Annotated in this window: 22 protein-coding genes; 10 read left to right on the forward strand and 12 right to left on the reverse strand. The window is 36.8% G+C overall.

The features are described 5' to 3' along the window. Window positions 1-625 precede the first annotated feature (625 nt). From ACFSQP_RS09410 to ACFSQP_RS09440, 7 genes are all read right to left on the reverse strand, one after another. Complete coding sequence (locus ACFSQP_RS09410) at window positions 626-1234, reverse strand: DUF6705 family protein (RefSeq protein WP_376893772.1); 609 nt, start codon at window positions 1232-1234, stop codon at window positions 626-628. Between the two features lie 671 nt (window positions 1235-1905). Continuing rightward, the gene (clpX, locus tag ACFSQP_RS09415; protein ID WP_376893774.1) at window positions 1906-3138 is read right to left on the reverse strand and encodes an ATP-dependent Clp protease ATP-binding subunit ClpX; all 1233 of its coding nucleotides are present in this window, start codon (window positions 3136-3138) and stop codon (window positions 1906-1908) included. Between the two features lie 75 nt (window positions 3139-3213). Continuing rightward, on the reverse strand, window positions 3214-3888 hold the full coding sequence (gene clpP, locus ACFSQP_RS09420; protein ID WP_376893776.1) for an ATP-dependent Clp endopeptidase proteolytic subunit ClpP: 675 nt from the start codon (window positions 3886-3888) through the stop codon (window positions 3214-3216). A 194-nt stretch (window positions 3889-4082) separates the two neighbouring features. After that, entirely contained in the window at window positions 4083-5411 is a 1329-nt protein-coding gene (tig, locus tag ACFSQP_RS09425) for a trigger factor (protein ID WP_376893778.1), read from the reverse strand. Window positions 5412-5652: 241 nt separating this feature from the next. Beyond that, window positions 5653-5994: a phage holin family protein gene (locus tag ACFSQP_RS09430; protein WP_376893780.1), complete on the reverse strand. Its 342-nt coding sequence runs from the start codon at window positions 5992-5994 to the stop codon at window positions 5653-5655. Window positions 5995-6028: 34 nt separating this feature from the next. After that, window positions 6029-6805 carry an alpha/beta fold hydrolase gene (locus ACFSQP_RS09435; protein WP_376893782.1) on the reverse strand — a complete coding sequence of 259 codons (777 nt, stop codon included), beginning with the start codon at window positions 6803-6805 and terminating at the stop codon, window positions 6029-6031. Window positions 6806-6849: 44 nt separating this feature from the next. After that, complete coding sequence (locus ACFSQP_RS09440; RefSeq protein WP_376893783.1) at window positions 6850-7563, reverse strand: pyridoxine 5'-phosphate synthase; 714 nt, start codon at window positions 7561-7563, stop codon at window positions 6850-6852. A gap of 90 nt (window positions 7564-7653) precedes the next feature. Between ACFSQP_RS09440 and ACFSQP_RS09445 the strand changes: the two genes are divergently transcribed. From ACFSQP_RS09445 to murI, 8 genes are all read left to right on the forward strand, one after another. After that, window positions 7654-8313, forward strand: a complete 660-nt coding sequence (locus tag ACFSQP_RS09445) for a CBS domain-containing protein (RefSeq protein WP_376893785.1) — start codon at window positions 7654-7656, stop codon at window positions 8311-8313. A 4-nt stretch (window positions 8314-8317) separates the two neighbouring features. Further along, entirely contained in the window at window positions 8318-9199 is an 882-nt protein-coding gene (locus ACFSQP_RS09450; protein WP_376893787.1) for an NAD kinase, read from the forward strand. A 100-nt stretch (window positions 9200-9299) separates the two neighbouring features. Next, window positions 9300-9989: a type IX secretion system protein PorG gene (gene porG / locus ACFSQP_RS09455; RefSeq protein WP_376893789.1), complete on the forward strand. Its 690-nt coding sequence runs from the start codon at window positions 9300-9302 to the stop codon at window positions 9987-9989. 1 nt (window position 9990) lies between these two features. After that, window positions 9991-10731, forward strand: a complete 741-nt coding sequence (locus ACFSQP_RS09460) for an isoprenyl transferase (protein WP_376893791.1) — start codon at window positions 9991-9993, stop codon at window positions 10729-10731. Beyond that, window positions 10703-13342, forward strand: coding sequence for an outer membrane protein assembly factor BamA (gene bamA / locus ACFSQP_RS09465; RefSeq protein ID WP_376893793.1), 2640 nt, complete (start codon window positions 10703-10705; stop codon window positions 13340-13342). Before ACFSQP_RS09460 ends, bamA begins: the two co-directional genes overlap by 29 nt. Before the next feature lie 169 nt (window positions 13343-13511). Next, window positions 13512-14585, forward strand: a complete 1074-nt coding sequence (locus ACFSQP_RS09470; RefSeq protein ID WP_376893794.1) for an OmpH family outer membrane protein — start codon at window positions 13512-13514, stop codon at window positions 14583-14585. Between the two features lie 38 nt (window positions 14586-14623). Continuing rightward, the gene (locus ACFSQP_RS09475) at window positions 14624-15133 is read left to right on the forward strand and encodes an OmpH family outer membrane protein (RefSeq protein WP_376893796.1); all 510 of its coding nucleotides are present in this window, start codon (window positions 14624-14626) and stop codon (window positions 15131-15133) included. A gap of 61 nt (window positions 15134-15194) precedes the next feature. Further along, the gene (murI, locus tag ACFSQP_RS09480; protein ID WP_376893798.1) at window positions 15195-15974 is read left to right on the forward strand and encodes a glutamate racemase; all 780 of its coding nucleotides are present in this window, start codon (window positions 15195-15197) and stop codon (window positions 15972-15974) included. Between the two features lie 6 nt (window positions 15975-15980). On the opposite strand, the gene ACFSQP_RS09485 is transcribed toward murI, so the two are convergent. After that, the gene (locus ACFSQP_RS09485; RefSeq protein WP_376893800.1) at window positions 15981-16493 is read right to left on the reverse strand and encodes a gamma carbonic anhydrase family protein; all 513 of its coding nucleotides are present in this window, start codon (window positions 16491-16493) and stop codon (window positions 15981-15983) included. Between the two features lie 147 nt (window positions 16494-16640). Beyond that, complete coding sequence (locus ACFSQP_RS09490; RefSeq protein WP_376893802.1) at window positions 16641-17642, reverse strand: PorP/SprF family type IX secretion system membrane protein; 1002 nt, start codon at window positions 17640-17642, stop codon at window positions 16641-16643. Between the two features lie 251 nt (window positions 17643-17893). Between ACFSQP_RS09490 and ACFSQP_RS09495 the strand changes: the two genes are divergently transcribed. Continuing rightward, window positions 17894-18796 carry a NifU family protein gene (locus tag ACFSQP_RS09495; RefSeq protein WP_376893804.1) on the forward strand — a complete coding sequence of 301 codons (903 nt, stop codon included), beginning with the start codon at window positions 17894-17896 and terminating at the stop codon, window positions 18794-18796. A 233-nt stretch (window positions 18797-19029) separates the two neighbouring features. Continuing rightward, window positions 19030-19848: a mechanosensitive ion channel family protein gene (locus ACFSQP_RS09500; protein WP_376893806.1), complete on the forward strand. Its 819-nt coding sequence runs from the start codon at window positions 19030-19032 to the stop codon at window positions 19846-19848. Between the two features lies 1 nt (window position 19849). Here the strand turns inward: ACFSQP_RS09500 and tsaB are convergent, their stop codons facing one another. From tsaB to ACFSQP_RS09515, 3 genes are read right to left on the reverse strand one after another with little or no spacing between them, the layout of a single operon-like run. Then, on the reverse strand, window positions 19850-20527 hold the full coding sequence (tsaB, locus tag ACFSQP_RS09505) for a tRNA (adenosine(37)-N6)-threonylcarbamoyltransferase complex dimerization subunit type 1 TsaB (RefSeq protein WP_376893808.1): 678 nt from the start codon (window positions 20525-20527) through the stop codon (window positions 19850-19852). Window positions 20528-20542: 15 nt separating this feature from the next. Beyond that, window positions 20543-21925, reverse strand: coding sequence for a TolC family protein (locus ACFSQP_RS09510; protein ID WP_376893810.1), 1383 nt, complete (start codon window positions 21923-21925; stop codon window positions 20543-20545). After that, window positions 21918-23033 (reverse strand): efflux RND transporter periplasmic adaptor subunit, encoded by a 1116-nt coding sequence (locus ACFSQP_RS09515; RefSeq protein WP_376893812.1) that lies wholly within the window; start codon window positions 23031-23033, stop codon window positions 21918-21920. Before ACFSQP_RS09515 ends, ACFSQP_RS09510 begins: the two co-directional genes overlap by 8 nt. Window positions 23034-23039 lie beyond the last annotated feature (6 nt).

Below are 23039 nucleotides of genomic sequence, written 5' to 3' on the forward strand. Positions count from 1 at the left end.
CGTTCATTTGGCGGTGTATTGGGATCAAAGTACAAACTATTATGCGGTGTACTAAACAAATAAACACTTAAACCTTGCTTTTTTTTAAAAATTTGAGATTTATAGTTACCCTGTATATTTTAATTAATAAAAATAGCAGTTAAAAGCAAGTCCTTGCAAGGTAACTTTTAACTGCTATTTTATAATTTTAGAAATTTTAAATCTGTTTTGACTTACAGGAACTTCCGGTTCATGAGTTTTAAAATCGTCATCTTGGCAATTAAACAAGCACAATAACGTGCTTAGTAAAACCGTCTTTAAAACAAACCTATAAGTTTTGTTTTGTTTTGAAAAACTAATTTTTCATACATTTTAATTCAATTTTGGGTTTGTAATTAACGAAGCTAAATAAATTAACCAATCAAAAAACATAAAACTTAAAAAGTTTGTGCCGTTCATCGAAAACCCAAAAAACCATTACGGTTTTCCCGTAAAAAGGTCTGTTTTCAGCACTTTTATGATTTTGAAACTTTTAATTTTTAAAGCAAAACACAAAAAAACCTCTCAAATAATTGAAAGGTTTCTAAAATTTTAATTAAACATACAGATTAAGAAACAGCCTTTAATTAATTGATGGCATGTTTTATTAATTCACTTTAGTAAGCGTAATATTATTTGGGAAACTAAACTCGGTTGGATAATCTGGAAGTTGTAATGAATTATTAATCTCACCACTCCAAAAAGCTTGAACTGGTGAAGATCCAGAAATTATTTGCATGGTAAAACCACCTTCCACACCAAATGCTGAAAATCTAGATGAATCTGGTACGGTATTATCTAATATACTACCACCTAAATTAATTCCATCTATTGTACCACCAGCAATAACTGGAAAATATGTTGTATTGGTGTTTTTAATATTTTTATTGGATGTTTTTATAATGGTTTCTTGTTCAAAGGCGCCAACCTCAACAATTTCATAATGCCCTTTAATTCTGTCTTTAAAATAGGAAGGCTTTATTCCGTTTTCGTGTTCAACCATTTCTTCTTTCCATAAGGTTACTCTAAATATCTGGTTCCCATATTGATATTCCCAAGTTCCTAAAAAAGGAGTAAAATTATTATCTAAATCCTTGTAATATTTACCTTCATTAGGTTCATCTGTTTGGTTAAATGTGTTTAAATTTACTATATGTTGTGCTTTGCAAGATAAAACACTTATTGTTGCTAGTAATATAATTAGTATATGTTTCATTTTATTATTTTTTTTAGTTACAATCTTTAGTTATGTGGTTTGTTCCTGAGTTATTTAAAACCAGTTGTTGCCATTGGGCATTTCGTTCATTTGGCGGTGTATTCGCATCAAAGTACAAACTATTATGCGGTGTACTAAACAAATAAACACTTAAACCTTGCTTTTTTTTTAAAAATTTGAGATTTATAGTTACCCTGTATATTTTAATTAATAAAAATAGCAGTTAAAAGCAAGTCCTTGCAAGGTAACTTTTAACTGCTATTTTATAATTTTAGAAATTTTAAATCTGTTTTGACTTACAGGAACTTCCGGTTCATGAGTTTTAAAATCGTCATCTTGGCAATTAAACAAGCACAATAACGTGCTTAGTAAAACCGTCTTTAAAACAAACCTATAAGTTTTGTTTTGTTTTGAAAAACTAATTTTTCATACATTTTAATTCAATTTTGGGTTTGTAATTAACGAAGCTAAATAAATTAACCAATCAAAAAACATAAAACTTAAAAAGTTTGTGCCGTTCATCGAAAACCCAAAAAACCATTACGGTTTTCCCGTAAAAAGGTCTGTTTTCAGCACTTTTATGATTTTGAAACTTTTAATTTTTAAAGCAAAACACAAAAAAACCTCTCAAATAATTGAAAGGTTTCTAAAATTTTAATTAAACATACAGATTAAGAAACAGCCTTCAATTTCTTTAAAGTTGTTTTGCTTATTTTATCTTCTGCATAGGCTTTGGTGACTTTTAATTCTTTTTCATCAGAACCTGGCATTTCAAACATAGCATCGGTTAGGATTTCTTCACATAGGGATCGTAATCCTCGTGCGCCTAACTTGTATTCTATAGCTTTTTCAACAACAAAATCTAACGCACCATCCGTAATATGAAACTCAATATCGTCCATACTAAACAACTTTTTATATTGCTTAATAATGGCGTTTTTTGGTTCTGTTAAAATGGCACGAAGTGTTTTAGCATCCAGCGGATCCATGTATGTTAGTACCGGCAAACGACCAATAATTTCAGGAATTAAACCGAAGTCTTTTAAATCCTTTGGAATAATATATTGTAGTAAGTGATTATGATCCACACGTTCATCAGACATAGAGGCGCTGTAGCCAACCGCTTGCATATTTAAACGCTTGGAAATAACTTTTTCTATACCATCAAAAGCGCCACCTGCTATAAATAAAATATTTTCGGTGTTTACTTCAATAAATTTTTGGTCTGGATGCTTACGGCCTCCTTTTGGTGGTACGTTAACAACGGTGCCTTCTAATAATTTTAAAAGTGCTTGTTGAACCCCTTCACCAGACACATCGCGCGTAATGGATGGATTGTCGCTCTTACGTGCAATTTTATCTATTTCATCAATAAAAACAATGCCTTTTTCTGCTTTCTCTAAATTGTAATCGGCCGCCTGTAGCAAACGCGTTAAGATACTTTCAACATCTTCACCCACATAACCTGCCTCTGTTAAAACTGTAGCATCCACAATAGCCAATGGTACGTTTAACATTTTAGCAATGGTTTTGGCCATAAGGGTTTTACCCGTTCCCGTTTGCCCAACCATAACAATATTACTTTTTTGTATTTCAATATCATCTTCAGTGGGTGCCTGTAGCAAACGCTTGTAATGATTATACACCGCTACAGACATGACTTTTTTGGTGGTGTCTTGGCCAATAATGTATTCGTCTAAAAATGCCTTAATTTTTTGTGGTTTGCGCAACTGTAAAGCTTCAGACAAATCGCTTGTATCGCTATGTTTCGATTCTTCAATTACAATACCATGCGCCTGTTCTATACAGCGGTCGCAAATATGGGCGTCCAATCCTGCAATTAATAAGCTGGTTTCCGATTTTTTTCGACCACAAAACGAGCATTCTAATTCTTCTTTTGACATAAATAAGTTAATTTCAATTTTTAATAATGGCAGGTTGAGGCAAACTAAAGGCCTGCAACCGTATTAGCCGATTTCTTAACTACGTGTTAAAACCTCGTCTATCATTCCGTATTCTTTAGCTTTATCGGCTTTCATCCAGTAGTCCCGATCGCTGTCTTGATATACTTTTTCGTACTCTTGCCCGGAGTGCTTGCTAATAATTTTGTACAGTTCTTCTTTTAAGGTTAAAATTTCGCGAGCTGTAATTTCTATATCACTAGCTTGACCTTGAGCGCCTCCTAATGGTTGGTGGATCATAACGCGCGAATGTGTTAAGCCACTACGTTTTCCTTTTTCTCCGGCACATAACAACACAGCTCCCATGGAGGCTGCCATACCGGTACAAATGGTAGCCACATCTGGCTTTATAAATTGCATGGTATCATAAATACCCAAACCGGCATAAACACCACCTCCTGGCGAGTTGATGTAAATTTGAATGTCTTTAGACGAATCTGTACTCTCCAAAAACAATAATTGTGCTTGAATAATATTGGCAACCTGATCGTTTATACCAGTTCCTAAAAAGATAATGCGATCCATCATTAACCTTGAAAATACATCGAAAATAGCGATGTTCATTTGGCGCTCTTCTATAATATTAGGAGTTAAATTTGTTGGGTACATATGACTAATAATTTTGTCGTAATACGTACTACTAATACCTTGATCGTTTATCGCGAATTTTTTAAATTCTTTTCCGTAATCCATTCTAATTGTAAATTTATTAGTTAAAATTTTAATGCGTTTTGGAAGTCTTGGTCAGGCTTATTTCAGATTGATATCCTTGAAAAAAATAGGCGCTGAAACTGGTTATTCCAACGCCTAAATATAAGCATTTATTCTGTAAATAGTGACGCTACACTTACGTGTTCTGTATCCATTTTACATCTCGCTTTTGTTTTTTACTTATCGCCGTACACTTCTTTAACAAAATCATCGTAAGTAATGTCTTTTGTTTTTATGTTCGCTTTTTCTTTGTAAAGTGCTAATAATTTTTGGCTAACAATTTGTTCCGAAATGCGGCGTGCCTCTTCTTGATTGGACAAAACGCGTGCTGCAATGTCCTCCAATTCCTTGTCGGAAGGGTTTAATTGGCCAAATTGCGCCATTTGCATTTTAATCATGTTTTTAGCATGCTCTTTAATATCGTCCATGCTAACCTGAATGTTATTCTCGGAAATTAGTTTTCCTTCTATAAGTTGGTAACGCAAGCTCTTTTCAGATTTGGCATACTCTTCTTGTGCTTCGGCTTCGGTTAGTTCTTTTTCGCCAGCAGTTTGCATCCATTTTTGTAGAAATGCCGCAGGTAAATCGAACGCTGTATTTTCTACTAAATACTCGGTAACATCGTTAAGAAGTTTTTGTTCGGATTGCTGCTGAAATTGTTTTTCGGCATCGGCTTTAATTTTTTCTTTAACACCTTCTACAGAGGTTACTTCTCCTTCTCCAAAAAGTTTATCAAACAATTCCTGATTTAACGCTGCTAATTCGCGTGTGTTAATTTCGGTAATGGTAAAGGTTACGGTAATGTCTAAATCGTGAACCGCATCATGCGCTATTTTTAAGGCGTGCATAAGCTCATGGTCGTCTGCGTATAGGCCTTTTGTTTGTAGTTCTAAAACATCGCCCACTTTGGCACCAATAAATTGTTTTTCGGTGGCTTTTCCTTTAAACTTATCTAGTGTTAGGGTTACCGTATTTTCAATATCGTGTGCCTCGTTTTTGAAGGTTCCGGTAATTTCGGAATCTTTAGCAACTGTATCGGTGGCAATTAGCTTACCGTATTGTTTCTGGATGTTTTCTATTTGGTCTGCAATCATTTTATCGTCCGCCGTAATATTGTAATGTATTATGGCGTCTTTAGGTGCTAAATCTATTTCAAATTGTGGCGCTAATCCTAATTCAAATTCAAATGATAACATATCGGCATCCCAATCCAAATTGTCCTGTGGTTTTGGCAGTGGATTTCCTAAAACATCTAGTTTTTCTTCTGTTAAATACTTATTTAACGCATCTTGTAGTAGCTTGTTTACCTCGTCTACCAATACGGCTTTTCCGTATTGTTTTTTTACCATTCCCATAGGTACATGGCCTTTTCTAAAACCAGGAATGTTAGCTGTTTTGCGGTAGTCACTTAAAATCTTGTCTACCTTTCCGCTATAATCTTCTTTAGCGATATCTACCTTTACTACAGCATTTAATGCATCAATATTTTCTCTTGTAATGTTCATTGTATTTTTGACATAAAAATTGGAGTGCAAAAATACTATTTTTTTATAAGCCCACAAAGTATTTTAACGTATTGTGTTTCATGTGGTTATTTACACTGATTTTCAGTGGTACAAACGGTTTTTTACGCCAGGCAAAACCTTAAACTAAACCGGTGTAAAAGGACCCGTGTTTGCACCGCTAAACTTCTTCTTGCAAAACACCTAAAAGGCTTACTTATTGCGCCGTAAAGACTTTCACGATTTAGTCCTTGCCTACTAGGCCGTAAAAAATGGATTCTAAAATGGTTAGTAAAATACTAAACCACAACGCTGTCCAGAAACTGGCTACTGAAAAACCGCTAATAATATTATCGGCTAGCAAAATAATACAGGCATTAATAACAAACAAAAACAGCCCTAGTGTTAAAATAGTAGCTGGCAGGGTAAAAAACACTAAAAGAGGCCGCACTAATACATTTAAAAGCGCCAAAACAATGGCTACCATTATGGCGGTTAAATAGCTAGCAACTGTTACACCAGGGAGTAATTTAGATAGAATTACAACGGCTAATGCTGTTAGCAACAACTTTACAATTAATTTCATAATATTCTGTTTATTGGAATTTATGCAGCAAAATTTACGATAAAAAGTTGAGTACAGCATTATAAAAATCCGTCGGATTTTCCGCATGCAACCAGTGGCCGGCATTGGCAATGGTTACAATTTTTGCGTTTTCAAAATGCATGTTTATTAGCGCGCTATCCTGATTGCTAATGTATTCCGATTTATCACCACGCAAAAACAAGCTAGGCCCTTTGTATTTTGCCCATGCGGGCAAGGCCTCGCCTACCTCGTGTACCTGATTGGCCAAAGCATCCAAATTTAAACGTAAAGCCAAGCGGCCTTTTTCAATCCAATATAAATTTTTGAGTAAAAACTGGCGCGTTCCTGCATCCAAAACGTACTTGGCCAAACTTTTGTCGGCCGCACCTCTGCTTTTTATGGCAGTAAAATCCAATTGTTGTAAGCCGTTTAAAATGGCATCGTGATGAATGGGGTAAAACCTGGGTGAAATATCGGCAATAATAAGTTTTGAAACCAATTCTGGAAACTGCGCCGCAAACAGCATGGCTGTTTTACCGCCCATTGAGTGCCCCAGTAGAACAATATTGCGTAACTTATGCCTATCGCAGTAGGCTTTTAAGTCGGCGGTCATGACATCATAATTAAATGCCGCGTCATGAAAACTTCTACCATGATTACGCTGATCCACCAAATGCACTTCATAGCCTTCCTCGGCAAACTGGCTACCTAAAGTTTTCCAATTATCGCCCATGCCTAAAAAACCGTGTAAAATAACAAAAGGATTTCCAGCACCTATTACATTAGCGTACAAACTATTATTACCACTCATAATATTGTTTTTATTGAACAATTAGTTTTTGCAAGGACTTCGTATTATTGCAGCTTTTTTAAATACATCTGAACCACATTTTCTGCCCCCAAATACAAACTTTCGGAAATAAGGGCATGCCCTATGGAAACCTCCAGCAAGTGCGGTATGTTTTCTTTAAAATATTGAATATTATCTAACGATAAATCGTGACCAGCATTAACACCCAAATCCAAACTATAAGCCAACTCGGCACAAGCTGTATACGGTAAAATTGCCTCTTTATTACCCAAAGCAAATTGCTGCGCAAAGGCTTCGGTGTACAACTCTATTCGGTCTGTTCCAGTGGCTTTCGCCCCTTCTATTTGTTTTAAATCGGGATCTACAAAAATAGAGGTTCTAATGCCGTTTTGTTTAAACTCTTTTATAACATCTGTTAAAAATTGCTTGTGCGCTAGGGTATCCCAACCAGCATTACTTGTTAAGGCACTAACTGCGTCTGGCACCAGGGTAACTTGAGTTGGCTTAATTTCTAAAACCATATCCATAAATTTCTTTATGGGGTTCCCTTCAATATTATATTCCGTATACACTTCTGGTTTTAAGTCGTATGCGTCCTGATACCTTATGTGGCGCTCGTCTGGACGCGGATGAATGGTAACACCTTCGGCTCCAAAACGCTGAACATCTTTTGCAAACTGAACTACATTGGGCATATTACCCCCGCGGGAATTTCGCAAGGTGGCAATCTTATTTATATTTACGCTTAACTTTGTCATTATTATATTGATTTAAAGGACAAAAATACAAACTCAACTACCGGAATAATAGTATTTTTTAATTAATTTGCAAACATCTAAAAATAGCCTATGCATTTAAACGAATTTGTGATAAACGATATTAAGCCGCTACAAAACACCGATAAAATTGGCGACATGCAGTTACTGTTTAACCAGTTAACTTACTCGCATATCCCCGTTCAAAACAACATGGGTGCATATGTTGGTTGTATGTCTGAAACCGATGTGCATTGTTTTGAACAACACGATGCTATTTTAGATAAGGCACATGCTTTGGAGGGTTTTTTTGTACGCGAAAACACCAATTGGCTGGATGTGCTTGAAGCATTTGCGCAAAACAATAGCAACATCATGCCTGTTTTAAATGCTCAAAATAGGTATTTGGGTTACTATGAGCTAAACGATATTATTGGCCTGTTTAATGAAACCCCATTTTTTGCAGAAGCTGGTGGTGTGTTGGTGGTTGAAAAAGGCCTGATAGATTATTCATTCAGCGAAATAAGTCAGATAGTAGAATCGAATAACGGAAAATTACTGGGTGCCTTTATTTCCAAATCTGAAAACGATGTTATTCAAATAACCTTAAAAATAGGAAATACCGGCCTTAACGCCATTATGCAAACCTTTAGGCGTTACAATTACAATATTATTTCTGGACATGAGGAAGACAGTTATATTGAAAGCCTAAAAAGCCGATCGGATTATTTAGATAAGTATTTAAACATATAACAACATGAAAATAGCCATTTTTGGTCAAGCCTTTAACGCCCAAACCCAAGAAGCTTTTGTTGTTATTTGGCACTACCTTAACAATAAAAAGGACGTTACGGTATGTATCATTTCGGAATTCAACAACATTATTCAGGAAAACAAACCTCATAACTTCCCGGATTCGCAAGTAACCAATACGCTAGATAGTAGTTTTAATTTGCTTATTAGTATTGGTGGCGATGGCACTATTTTAAGAGCCATAACCTATGTACACGACAAAAATATTCCTGTCATTGGGGTTAATACCGGCCGACTAGGATTTTTAGCTACCATTCAAAGTCAGGCAATAATTCCGGCATTGGATGCTATTTTTGCTAATTCGTATAAAATTTCGGAGCGGCACTTATTAACCATTCAAACCACGCCCCAAAACGATGCTTTTAACACGCTTAATTTTGCACTGAACGAAATAGCTATAAGCCGTAAAAACACCACATCCATGATTACCGTGGAAACCCAATTAAACAACGAATATTTAACAACCTACTGGAGCGATGGTTTAATAATATCTACCCCCACAGGCTCCACGGGCTACTCATTAAGTTGTGGCGGTCCCGTAATTACACCAGATACCAACAGCCTTATTATTACACCCATAGCGCCACACAACTTAAGCGCCAGGCCTTTGGTAATAAAAGATACCACCACCATACAACTAAAAGTAGATGGCCGCGAAGATTATTTTTTAGTCTCTTTAGATTCTAGAATTGCCACGCTGTCCAACGACACCATTATAACCATAAAAAAAGCCGACTTTACCATAAAAATGATAGAGTTACTAGAAGAAAGCTTTCTAGATACCTTACGCAAAAAATTACTTTGGGGCGAAGACAAACGCAATTAAACAATAATTTTATTCAAAAACAGTTTAATGGAAAGACATTTCGAATCAAATTGTTAATGGCAAATTATAGTTTCTTATATTTGCAAACTTTTAAACATTTATGAGGTATTTAACCACCGTATTTATCATCGTATTAAGTAGTCACTTCTGCCTTGGGCAAACCCACGAGATTGGGTTGTATCTTGGTGGCAGTAACTTTATTGGCGATGTAGGCAGCAGCCGGTACATAGCACCCAACAAACTAGCTTTTGGTGGTGTTTATAAGTGGAACAGAAGCCCCAGACACGCCTTTAGGTTGTCTGTAATTCATACCGAATTGGAGGCTAACGATGCAGACTCAGACGATCCCAGACGCCAAGAACGCGGTTATAGTTTTACAAATAGTTTAACCGAGGCATCCATAGGTTTGGAATTTACGTTTTTCGATTGGGATTTACACGATGGCCGATTAAAAGCTACGCCCTACCTGTACTCGGGACTAGCTGTGGGGTATCACGATAATTTTTACTTTAACCAACAAGGCCAGCGTATTTCAGAAAATACCTCTAGCTTTGCCTATGGCATTCCGCTCGTTTTAGGCTTTAAAACCAACGTGCTAGGCAATTTTATTATAGCAGCAGAAATTGGTGCCCGCTACACATTTTCCGATGAAATAGATGGCAGTGTACCCGATTACGATAACGAAGCAAATGTAGCTTTTGGAAATACTAATAACACCGATTGGTATATGTTTACGGGTATTACCGTAACCTATACCTTTGGTAAAAAACCCTGTTTTTGCATTTTTTAACGTGAATTTAAAAGACACCATACATACCGATTATTTACCAAAACACATAGCCATAATAATGGATGGTAACGGCAGATGGGCAAAACAAAAAGGTCTGTTGCGCAGCATAGGCCATGAAAATGGCACAAAATCGGTTCGGGAAAGTGTTGAAGCGGCCGCAGAATTAGGCATAGAAAACCTAACCTTATACGCGTTTTCAACCGAAAATTGGAACCGTCCAAAATTAGAAGTCCAAACCCTAATGAAGCTATTAGTTTCGTCCCTAAAAAAAGAAATTAAAACACTTCAAAAAAACAATATCCGGCTGCGCGCCATAGGCTGCTTAAATGCCTTACCCAAACAGGCTCACAAAGAACTTTTGGAGGTTATTGAAAAAACAAAATCCAACAACCGCATGTGTTTAACCCTAGCTTTAAGCTACGGCTCTCGCGAGGAATTAATGCACGTGGTTAAAGAAATAAGTCTTAAAGTTAAAAATAATATAATTTCTCCCGAAAATATTGATGAATCGGTTATAAATGAGCATCTTTACACGCAAAATTTACCAGATGTCGATTTGCTAATTAGAACCAGTGGGGAGCAACGAATTAGTAATTTCCTACTCTGGCAAATAGCCTATGCTGAATTTTATTTTACCGAAGTGCTTTGGCCAGATTTCACCAAAGAGCATCTGTATCAGGCCATTATTGAATATCAAAAAAGAGAAAGACGATTTGGGAAAACAAGTGAACAACTCCATTAATATCACATCATTGAAAACATATACAAAACTAGTAGTTACAGTTTTATTCTTAATTATTGGTGCCCAACTTCATGCACAAGAACTGCAACCAGCACCAACCGGTAAAAAATATATTCTTGGCGATATAACGGTTTCCGGAGATTCGCACTTTAGCCCTCAAACCATTATAACTTATTCTGGCCTGCGCAAAGGCGAAGAAATTGTAATCCCAGGCGATAAAACCAGCGAGGCCATTAGAAAACTATGGAAATCTAACCTGTTTAGAGATATCGACTTGTATTTACTGAAAACTGAAGCAGATACCGCCTATTTGGAAATTCGCCTATTCGATTTACCCGAACTAAAAAACCTAGAAATAAACGGTGTAAAAAAATCGAAAAAAGAAGAAATTATTAAAGAAAACAACCTGCAAGATGGCGTAAAAGTTACCGAAAACTTGGTAACCACCACTAAAAATTACTTAACTAGCAAGTACCAAAAAGATGGTTTTTACAATACCAAAGTGTATGTTAACACCATTGAAACACCCGATACTACTGGTAGGCCTTCTGTAAACATGATACTGGACATTAATAAAGGTAAAAAAGTAAAAGTTAGCAATATTACCTTTAGCGGCAACAACACCCTTTCCGACGTCAAGCTAAAAAAAGCCATGAAAAACACCAAGCAAAAAAATATTTTGCGTGTTTTTAAGCGCTCAAAATACATTGAAGCAGATTACCAAGCAGACCTAGAAAGCATAATTAATAAATACAAAGAAAATGGCTACCGCGATGCGCGTATTATTGCCGATTCTTTAACGGTTGTGAATAAAAAAAATGTAGCCCTCCATATTAGCGTTGAAGAAGGCGAACAATACCGCTTTGGCGATATTGCATTTATAGGAAATACCGTTTACACAGACCAACAACTGCGCGGCATTTTACGTATAAACAAAGGCGATATTTACAATGGCGTTTTATTACAGGAACGCATAGCAGACGAAACCAAGCCAGACGCTTTAGATATTACCAATCAGTACCAAAATAACGGTTACCTATTTTCTACTATTAATCCGGTAGAGGTTAGCACCGAAGGAAATGTTATAGACATGGAAATTCGCATTACCGAAGGTAAACCTGTTTATTTTAATAGTATTTCTGTGGTTGGAAATGATGTAACAAACGACCGAGTTATTTACCGCGAATTGCGCACCAGACCCGGCCAACTTTACAGCAAAGCCAATGTAGTACGAACCATTCGAGAATTAAGCCAGTTAGGCTATTTCGATGCCGAACAAATTGGAACCAACTTTAACAACCCCAATCCAAACGAAGGAACAATAGATCTGGAATACAGTCTTGTAGAAACCGGATCCAGCCAAGTAGAGCTGCAAGGTGGCTACGGTGGCGGTGGTTTTATTGGTACTTTAGGATTATCTTTCAATAATTTTTCATTAAAAAATATTTTTAACGGCGCCGCTTACAAACCAGTACCACGTGGAGACGGACAAAAACTTGCCCTGCGTTTACAAGCAAGCCGCTTTTACCAAACCTATAGTTTCTCGTTTACAGAACCTTGGATGGGTGGCAAAAAACCAGTCCAATTCTCCACATCCCTGTCCTATTCAGCACAATTCCTTTACGATCCTACAACCGGAAATGCAGACAGAGACAAACGTTTTAATATTACAGGTGTTACAGTAGGTTTAGCAAAAAGATTAAGCGTACCAGACGATTATTTTACCTTATCGCAAGCGGTGAGTTTTCAGCATTACAATTTAAAAAACTACAACACCGGCCTATTTACCTTTGGTAATGGTTACTCCAATAACTTGGCGTATACCATTGGTTTAAGTAGAAACAACACGTATACAGATCCGGTATTTCCTACAGGTGGTTCCAACTTTAGTATTACCGCAAAACTGTCGTTGCCATACTCCTTATTTAATGGTGTAGACTACAATCAATTGCTGGACGAGCGTGCAGAATGGTTAGCCATTCAAAACGATCCAAATAATTCTACAATTATTCGTAATCAGGCAGCAACACAAGTTGGTGCCATCGATCAAGAGCGTTTTAAATGGTTGGAATTTTATAAAATTAAAATGAAAGGCGATTGGTATACCAGGTTATTCGGCAAGTTTATTGTAAAATCTGGAGTAGAATTTGGCTTCTTAGGTGCCTACGACCAAGCCCGAGGTGTTATTCCTTTTGAACGTTTCTTTTTAGGTGGCGATGGGTTAGGTAGCTATAGTTTAGACGGTAGAGAAGCCATTGCATTAAGAGGGTATCCAAACCAATCCTTACAACCCGTAGATGGCGAGAACTTTATTACTAACGATGGTGGTACCATATACAACAAATTCTCCATGGAACTACGCTACCCAATTAGTATGAGCCAAGCCGCTAAAATTTACTTGTTAGGTTTTGTTGAAGGCGGTGTATCATACAACGATTTCCAAGACTACAGTCCATTTAACTTATACCGATCCAGTGGTGCCGGTGTGCGCATTTTTATGCCTGCTTTCGGTTTATTAGGAATTGATTTTGGTTACGGTTTTGATGCTATTCCTGGACAAACTAAAGCCAACGGATGGGAAACACACTTTATAATTGGCCAACAATTTTAAATTTGGCATGATATTTTCAGTGTACCTTTTAAGCAATTAAATTCGGAATTAAATTGTTTTCAAATTAAAATTCCTAATTTTGAAAACATGAATTCAAAAATGGATAGAATAATAATTACGGTCTGTCGTTTTAGAATTATGAAGTCGTAAATTATAAAATATGAAACAGATGAAATTAAAAGTTCTTTTTTTAGTGGCTGCAGTATTCATGTTAAGCCTGTCCAGTTTTTCGCAACGCGGCGTCCGAATTGGTTACATAGACACTGAATACATTCTAGAAAATGTTCCGGAATACCAACAGGCTACCGCACAATTAGAAACAAAAGTTCAGAAGTGGAAAAATGAAATTGAAGAGCAGCTTGGCGTAATTGCTCAAAAACGTAAAGATTTAAGCAACGAAAAAGCCCTTTTAACCAAAGAACTAATTGAAGAACGCGAGGAAGATATTTTTTATGAAGAAAAAGAAATTCTGGATTATCAGCAAAAGCGTTTTGGCCCTAATGGCGACTTAATGTTGCAAAAAAAGCAACTAATTCAGCCCATACAAGATCAAATATTTGCCGCTGTTCAAGACATTGCCGAACAAAAGAAATACGATTTTGTATTCGATAAATCGGCCGACATTGTCATGCTTTACTCTGCCAAACGTTACGATTTTAGCGAACAAGTAATTAGAAGTTTAACCCGAAGCGCCAAACGTACACAGGCCGCATCTAAAGCTGAAAAACGAGCAGCCGAGGAAGAAGATTTGGTAATTGATGTAGATGAAGAACAAGAAGCCAGAAATGCCGAAGCAGACGAACGCCGCCAAGAAATTATAAACGAAAGAGAGGCCAGAAAATTAGCTGCTCAAAAACGCCGAGACAGTATTATTGAAGTGCGCCGTTTAGCGCGTGAGGAAGCCCTCCGAAATAGAAACCAGAACACACAGGATACGGAACAATCTGAAGTAACGAACGATACAGATGCTCCTACCAATTCGGATGCATCTAACACTAATACAAGCGGTAAAAACGAAGATACCAATGCTACCGAAGCGTCGGCATCTGAAGAAAAAACACCGGCACAGCTTGCCGAAGAACGCAGACAACAAAAAATAGCAGATCGCGAACGCCGAAAAGCAGAATTAGAAGCACGTAAACAACGTATTCTAGCCGAAAGAGAACAAGCCCGAAAAGAACGCGAAGCGGCCAGAAATAACACCACTCCGGAAACACCAGCAAACGAAGACGACAATAATTAACAAGTAAATTTATAACACACATTAATACTATTTTTAAAATGAAACACATCAAAACCTTATTATTTGCAGCAGCTTTATTTATTGGAGCTACAAGTTTTACGCAAGCGCAAAGCAAAGTAGCTCATATTAATACCCAAGACTTAATTAAAGCCATGCCAGAAATGGCCACAGCCCAGTCTGAAATGGAAAAATTAGGTAAAACTTACGAGGCAGACATTAAAGCCATGGTAACAGAATACCAAAACAAAATGAAGCAGTATGAAGCTGAAGCCCCAACAAAAACAGACGAAGAAAACCAGAAGCGTTTAATTGAAGTGCAAACTATGGAACAAAATATCCAGCAATATCGTAGTACCGCACAACAAGATATGCAGAAGAAAGAAGTAGACTTATTAAAGCCTATTACAGAAAAAGCAAAAGCAGCTATTTTAAAAGTAGCTAGAGCACAAGGTTTTCAGTACGTATTGGACTCTACTCAAGGTGGAGGCGTTATTATGGCCGATGGTAAAAACCTATTGGACGACGTAAAAAAAGAAATGGGTATTTAATTCCAATTAATATTTTACAGAAAAAGCCACTTATATCAAGTGGCTTTTTTATTTTTGGTATATGCATACAAAACCTATTGGCATATTCGATTCTGGTGTTGGTGGTACATCCATTTGGAGTGCTTTAAACCAACGTTTACCCCATGAAGACACCATTTACTTGGCCGATAGTAAAAACTCGCCCTACGGCACCAAAACACAGCAAGAAATAATACAATTAAGTATTAAAAACACCAAACACTTAATTGCTAACGACTGTAAACTAATAGTGGTAGCTTGCAATACAGCCACCACGAACGCCATAAAAATACTGCGCGAAAAATTCACAATTCCTTTTATAGGTATTGAACCAGCCATTAAGCCTGCTGCATTACACACAAAAACCAAAGCCATTGGCATTTTAGCAACCCGTGGCACCCTTTCTAGCGAACTGTTTCATAGAATAACCGACTTGTACAGTCATAATGTAAAAGTGTTGGAACAAGAAGGCGCCGGCATTGTACAGCTAATTGAATCGGGCCAATTGGAGTCTGAAGCTATGACCCAATTATTAAAGCAGTATTTACAACCCATGATTGCTGCAAACGTAGATCACCTAGTATTAGGTTGTACGCATTATCCTTACTTAATACCGCAACTTAAAAAATTACTGCCTCCCGAGGTTAAGATTATCGATTCTGGCGAGGCCGTGGCCCGACAAACGGAATATATTTTAAACCAGCACCAGTTATTAAACACACAAAGTAATAAAGCCAAATGCCTCTTTTACACCAATACCCAAACCAAAGTGCTGGCTTCCCTTATAGAACAACCAGCACAGGTGCACTATTTAGATTTTTAGGTTGTCCTATTTAAACCAACTGGCGTAGGTTTTGTAATTTTCGGCAATTCTATGAATTTCGCCTTTTAGCAATTCGGGGGTTACATTTTTAATTTTCTTGGCAGGAATTCCGGCATAAACGCTCCCCGACTCCACATGTGTATTTTCGGCTAATACCGCTCCTGCAGCAATAATACTATTGCTAGCCACCACACAATTATCCATAATAATGCTACCCATACCTACTAATACATTGTCCTGTATGGTACAGCCATGTACAATGGCATTATGGCCAATACTAACATTATTACCAATTGTGGTGGCGGCCTTTTTGTAGGTGGCGTGAATGACAGCACCGTCTTGAATATTTACGTTGTTTCCAATTTTTATATAGTTTACATCGCCTCTTACCACCGCATTAAACCAAATACTGCAGCCTAAGCCTAGTGTAACGTTTCCAACCACCGTGGCATTATCTGCTAAATAACAATCCTCCGGAATGCTAGGCGCATGTCCGTTTACAGTTTTTATAACTGGCATAATTTTTCGTTTTTATACGTGTTTATTACAAAAAAGTCAAGACTAAATAGACCATGAAGGCCATTTTAAAGATTATGTTGTGTGCCATCGCAAACAATAAGGCACAAAAAAACCCGAAATATCTTCGAGTTTGTTTGTGTTTTTATTTTAGTTAACGGCTGGACAGTTACAGTGGTAACGCTCTTTTCTACAACCAAAGTTAAATCCTAACGTTATTTGATGAAAACCACCGTTGTTAAAAACCACCGAATTAGATTGGTATGAATACGTATAGGCCACCATAAAGTCTTTGAAGTTAACACCCACTAATGGTGAAATATATTGTAGTTTTTGGTTGCTTACACTGCCGTTTTCAACAAATTCAGCACCGTCCAAACTACGTCTGTAGGACAACCCACCCCATAATTTACCAAAGTCCATTTCTTTGTAAACTTTAGCGTTTATATCAATAGACGATTCTTTTGTAGCATCCTTGTACTGAAACATAATAGACGGCTCGTAGCTCCATTCACTACCCCATTTACCTAGCACAATACCTGTAGAAAATAAATAGCGTCTTAAATTGCTGGTAATTTCTATATCGTTGTTAATACCTTCATTATTCAAAATGTTTTTAACGGTAGCATGCGCATAGAAGTTATAAAGAAAGTACGAAAAGCCAAAATCGATATTAAAATTTGTTGAACTTTGTTCAATACCCGATATTAGTCGGTCTGGTAATTCATTTCTAAAAGCCGTTTCATCCAACTTGTATTGAATAGCTCCTACACTTAAACCGAAAGAAAGCATGTTTAAATCTACTTCGTTTCTTGAAAACATAAGCTGATAAGCGTACGTTAAATAAGCACCATTCTGGGAGTGATACCCATTTTTATCGGTGTAAAAAATAGCGCCAATTCCCGAATTGGATTCCCCTATACGGCCATTAGCACTTACGGTTAGCAAGGCCGGTGCATTATCTTGACCAAACCACTGCTGTCTACCTGTCATTCTAATTTTGGCGCAATTAGCAACCCCAGCCATAGAAGGGTGTATTAAATAATAATTATCTGTTAAGTAGTCGGTATAAACCGGCAAACCCTCTTGGGCTTTTACAAATTGTGTAAAAAAGGCAACAACTGCTATTAAAAAAAACCTTTTCATTATCATAGTATTATTTTCAGGTAGATTGGTAAACTTCTAGCAATCTTTATCCTTATTTAACTCGGTATTTATTGAAATATTATAAATCCGCCACCAAATATATAAAAATTACTTTTTATCAGTACGTACCAAAAGTTAAACATTCAAATTTTAAAAAAATTAAACACCTTCTTAAACTTTGGATAATATGCATTAAAAACCAAATATATGGATATCTGTACTTTTCTTTTAGTATTTTTGCTAAAAATATATTTATCATGACTCCATATAAAGTTTCCATACAAGAAACATCAAATAAAAGCATTGTAAAGTTTGAACTTAACCAGTTCATTACCAAACACCAAAGCTTTGAATTTAGCAACATAGACGAGGCTAAAAATTCACCTTTAGCACAAAAACTTTTTTACTTACCCTTTGTAAAAAAGGTATATATATCCAGTAATTTTGTAGCAGTAGAACGCTATAATATTGTTGAATGGCCAGAAGTACAAGAAGCGGTAGCGACACAAATTTCTGAACATTTAAATTCAGGGGGCATTGTTGTAACCGATACGAGCACCGTTAAAAAAGTACCCATAACCGTTTATGCCGAAAGCACACCCAATCCAGCAGTTATTAAATTTGTAGCTAATAAAAAATTGTTTACAGCTACCTACGAATTCACCTCTATAGACGAGGCCAAATTATCGCCTTTGGCAACAGAACTTTTTCATTTGCCATTTGTAAAAAGTGTGTTCATGGAGGAAAATTATATTTCCGTAACCAAATACGACGTGGCTGAATGGGATGCTGTAACCATGGAAGTTCGGGAATTTATTAGATCGTTTATTGAAGATGGTAAAGAGCTAGTAGCAGCTAATGCCCAAGAACTGCTTCAAAAAACTTCGGCACAATTGGATCAGGTTTACGAAGCACAGGACGATACCTCGAAAGAAATTATAAATATTTTGGAAGAATATGTAAAACCAGCTGTTGCCAGCGATGGCGGTAATATTCAATTCGACTCCTATAACCCAGATACCAAAACTGTAAAGGTTATTTTACAAGGCGCTTGTAGTGGTTGTCCTTCGTCTACTTTTACCTTAAAAAACGGCATAGAAAATATGCTTAAAGAAATGCTTAAAGGTCGTGTAGAAACGGTAGAAGCTTTAAACGGTTAACAAAAGTAGTAGTCCAAGTTTATTTTTAAAAATACCAGAAGGGGCTATTAAAATAATTTAGCCAGTGTTTACAGAACAAAAAAAACGCCAAGTAAGGCGTTTTTTTTTATGTCTACTTTAACCCAGACTGGATGCAACCCCGCGTACCTGCGCACCTACCAGAATCTGTGTTTTTTAGGTTTTATAAATTCTGATATTATTTGTAGTTTTGGCTTTAAACAAAAATAAATACCATGGAAATAGATATAGACTATTGGACACAGCAACTCGTGTCGTTTGTAACCACTTATGGCTTAAAAGTTATTGCAGCCTTTGTAATATGGTTTTTAGGCTCTTGGGCCATTAAAAAAATTAAGGTTGCTTTAAAGTTAATTTTAGACAAAGGTAACTACGATGTTAGCTTGCAAAAGTTTTTAATTAGTTTGGTTACTTGGATTTTAAAAATTATACTATTTATAACCTTATTGGGTACTTTAGGTGTGCCAACCATGTCTTTTGCTGCTGTAATTGCCGCTGCAACTTTAGCAATAGGTGCCGCATTACAAGGCTCTTTAGGCAATTTTGCCGGAGGGGTTTTAATTATGGTATTTAAACCCATAAAAGTAGGCGATTATATTCAGGCACAAGGCGAAAGTGGGACTGTAAAAGCCATCGAAATTTTTACAACTAAACTAACCACACCAGATAACAAAGAGGTTATTATTCCCAACGGAACGCTTTCTAATGGGAATATAATAAACTACAGTACCGAGGATACACGGCGTGTAGATATAACTTTTGGTGTAGGCTACGATTCTGATATTAAGCAAACCAAAGAAGTTATTTTAAGTGTTATTAATAAACACGATAGCATTTTAGCAGATCCAGCACCGGCAGTAAACGTTTCGGAATTAGCGGATAGCTCTATTAACTTTTTTACGCGCGTATGGGTTAATAAAGCCGATTATTGGGCTGTAAAATTTGATCTTATTGAACAAACAAAAGAAGCCCTAGATGCTGCTGGTATTGATATACCTTACCCACACCAAGTAGAAATACACAAACAAGGATAATTTACAAAATGGATTTTGGCTTAATTGCCACAAAATCTTTTAAATAATACGGTTCAAAATAAGCGACATCCTCAAAGTCGCTTTTTTTGTACTTGTTAAAAGCTATAGCGCCCATTTCGTTAGCAGATGGCAACTTGTTTTCTATAAAAACAGCATTTTTATGCCTTATACATGCTTTTGTTTTTTCTACGCCATTCCCTATAAAGTGAACAGGGCTTTTGTCCAGAAATTCCTTATACGAATTGGCATCTAAAACCTCTGCTTTAATGCCGCGAACAGACTGATAATTGGCGTTATAAACTTCGGCATATACTTCCATCCGTCGGGCGTCCAGCATAGAAATAATAAACCCTTCTTGTGTTTTTACTTGATGCGCCAAAGCTTCCAAAGTAGACACACTAATTAAAGGAATGTTTAAAGCAAAACACAAACCCTTGGCTGCCGAAACGCCAATGCGCAAACCAGTATAAGAGCCCGGTCCTTTGCTAATAGCTACCGCGGCTATTTGCGAGGCAGCAACCGCATTTTCATTCAGTATTGTTTCTATAAAACTGTGCAGGCGCTCTGCATGCGAAAAGCCTTTATTGTAATCCTCTATTACAGCCAAAGTCTCTCCTGCTTTTGAAAGAGAAACCGAGCAGTTTGTGGTTGCCGTTTCAATACTTAAAATTAGTGCCACGCCGTGTAAAATGTGTTAATCGGTTAATGGAATTCCTAAATAGAAATCTAGTACCTTGGTTTTAAACACAAAATTATATTTTGCATTAATCAAATTCGCCTCGGCGTTTACCAATCTATTTCGGACTTGTTCAAATTCAAAGGCATTCATAACCCCCAAATTGTAACTATCTTGGGCGTTTTTGAAAGATTCCTGCTGGGCACGTAACGATGTTTCAGAGGCTTCAAATTGTTTATAAGCTGCTCTGGCATCGGCATAAGCCTGTTCTATATTGGTGCGCAAATCTTGTTTTTCTTGCTCTAACGAAAAGGCAACACGCTTACTGTTTAAAACCGCTCTATTAACGCTGGCTTTTGTTTGCAGGCCATTAAAAATAGGAATATTTAAACTAAAGCCTAAATTGTATCCCAAATTATCCTCCAATTGCTGACCAAAACCGTTGGGAACAAAAATAATATTTAAATTGGTAGGGTCGTTAGGATCTTCCAATACAGGCCTCACATCTCTTTGTCCCTGACTGTGCTGATAGGAGGTTCCTAAACCAGCACCAAACGACAAGGTTGGGTAGAAGGCACTTTTAGCAATATCCACATCCAATTGGGCGTTTTCTATATTCAATTCCGCCTGTTTAATTTCTGGTCTGTTTTGAACCGCAAAATCATAAATTTCAGTTACTGTTTTTTTCTGCAATAACACCGCTGGTAACTTTAGCGCCATAGGCTCTACATCAAAACCCTCTGGTGTAATTTGTAATAATTGAGCCAAAGCAAGCAAAGCCAAGTCTACGCTATTTTGCGTATTAATTAAGCGCTCTTGGTCGCTGGCTAATTGTGCCTGTACTTCCAGTAAATCGGCTTGTGGCCTCACACCGGACTCTACTAACGAATTAATTTGTGTTACCTGCTTCTCGGAAATAACAATTTGCTCGTTTGCTACCTTTAAATTTTCTTTGTTTAAAAGAATGTTTAAATATTGGTTAACCACGTTTAAGGCAATATTATCTTTTAAAATATCCAGTTGTAACTGACTAGATTCAATACCAAGTTGCGCTTGTTTGTAAACACTTGTGTTTCGGAAACCGTTAAACAAGGTTACACCCGTGTTTAAACCAAAACTATTTCCACGTGAATCTCTAGAAACACGATTACCATCTTGCCCAATAAAGGAACCAAAATTCCAGTTTTGAGAGGCACTAGCATTTAAACTTGGTAAAAAATTACCTCTAGCCGAAACCAAATTCTCATTGGCTATGTCCTTATCTAGTTCCGTTTGCTTAACCCGAATATTATTTTCTAATGCATAATCTACGCATTGCTGCAATGACCAAACTTTATCTTGAGCAAAGCTACTTACGGATAGGGCCAGTGTAACAAGTGTTGCTGCAAATACTTTATTCATTTTCATCGTTATTTTCCTCTTTTGCTTTGTTCCAAACTTTTATGTTATCTGTTTCGCTTACGCCCTCGGTTATTTCAACATTAATACCATCCGAAATACCAAGCTCTACATATACTTCTTCAAAACTGCCATCTTCTTGTTGAACCTCCACATAAGGCTTTTCTGTAAAGCGGTTAAATTGTAACAAGGCTTCTTTTACCACCATAACGCTGTCTTTACTTTCCATTTCTATTTCGGCGTTGGCACTGTAACCAGCTCTAATTTTGGTAGATTGTTCTACCTGTACATCGGCTTTAATAGTAAATTGTACGGCTCCGTTTTCTTCAATCCCTTTTGGAGCAACAAAGGTTAATGTTGCCGGAAATTCCTTCTGATTAATGGCTCCTAAAACAACAATAATATCCTTGCCTTCTTCTAGCTTACCAACTTCAGATTCATCGACTTTTCCTTCAAAAATCATTTTGCTCATATCGGCAACCGTAGCAATGGTTGTTCCGGCATTAAAACTATTTGATTCGATAACCTGATCGCCTTCACGCACAGGAATTTCTAGCACAGTCCCAGATATTTGCGCCACAATATTGGTATTGGCTGATCCGCCACCAGATAAAGAACCCTGTTTAATGATTTGAAAATCGTTTTGTGCTTGACGTAACGACTCTCTGGCTTGATTAACATTCAGTTCGCTATTTTCGAAATCTTGTTTGGAAATAACGCCTTTTTCAAAAAGCGCTTTATTTCTGTCGAATAAGGTTTTGGCATTGTCGTAAGATAGTTGAGCGGTGTTAATTCTACTTCTTGCGCTTACCAAACTTTGCTCATTAGGAACCACTCGAATTCTAGCAATTAAATCGCCTTTTTTAACAATATCGCCTTCTTCAACAAGAATTTTATCAATAATTCCCGCTATTTGCGGCTTTAGTTCAATTTCCTCTTCTGGATTTAATTTTCCCGTAGCAACTACTTTCGTTTTAATAGAGGTAAAGAATGGGGTTTCGGTTTTAAAAGCCTCCACTGTTTTAGAATTGGCGTCTTTAAAATATTTAATGACCCAAACAAATAGGACTAAAACTACGATACCAATAATGATTTTTACTGCTTTATTCATTTGATT

It is taken from the genome of Bizionia sediminis, assembly GCF_042684585.1.
Lineage (GTDB): Bacteria > Bacteroidota > Bacteroidia > Flavobacteriales > Flavobacteriaceae > Algorimicrobium > Algorimicrobium sediminis.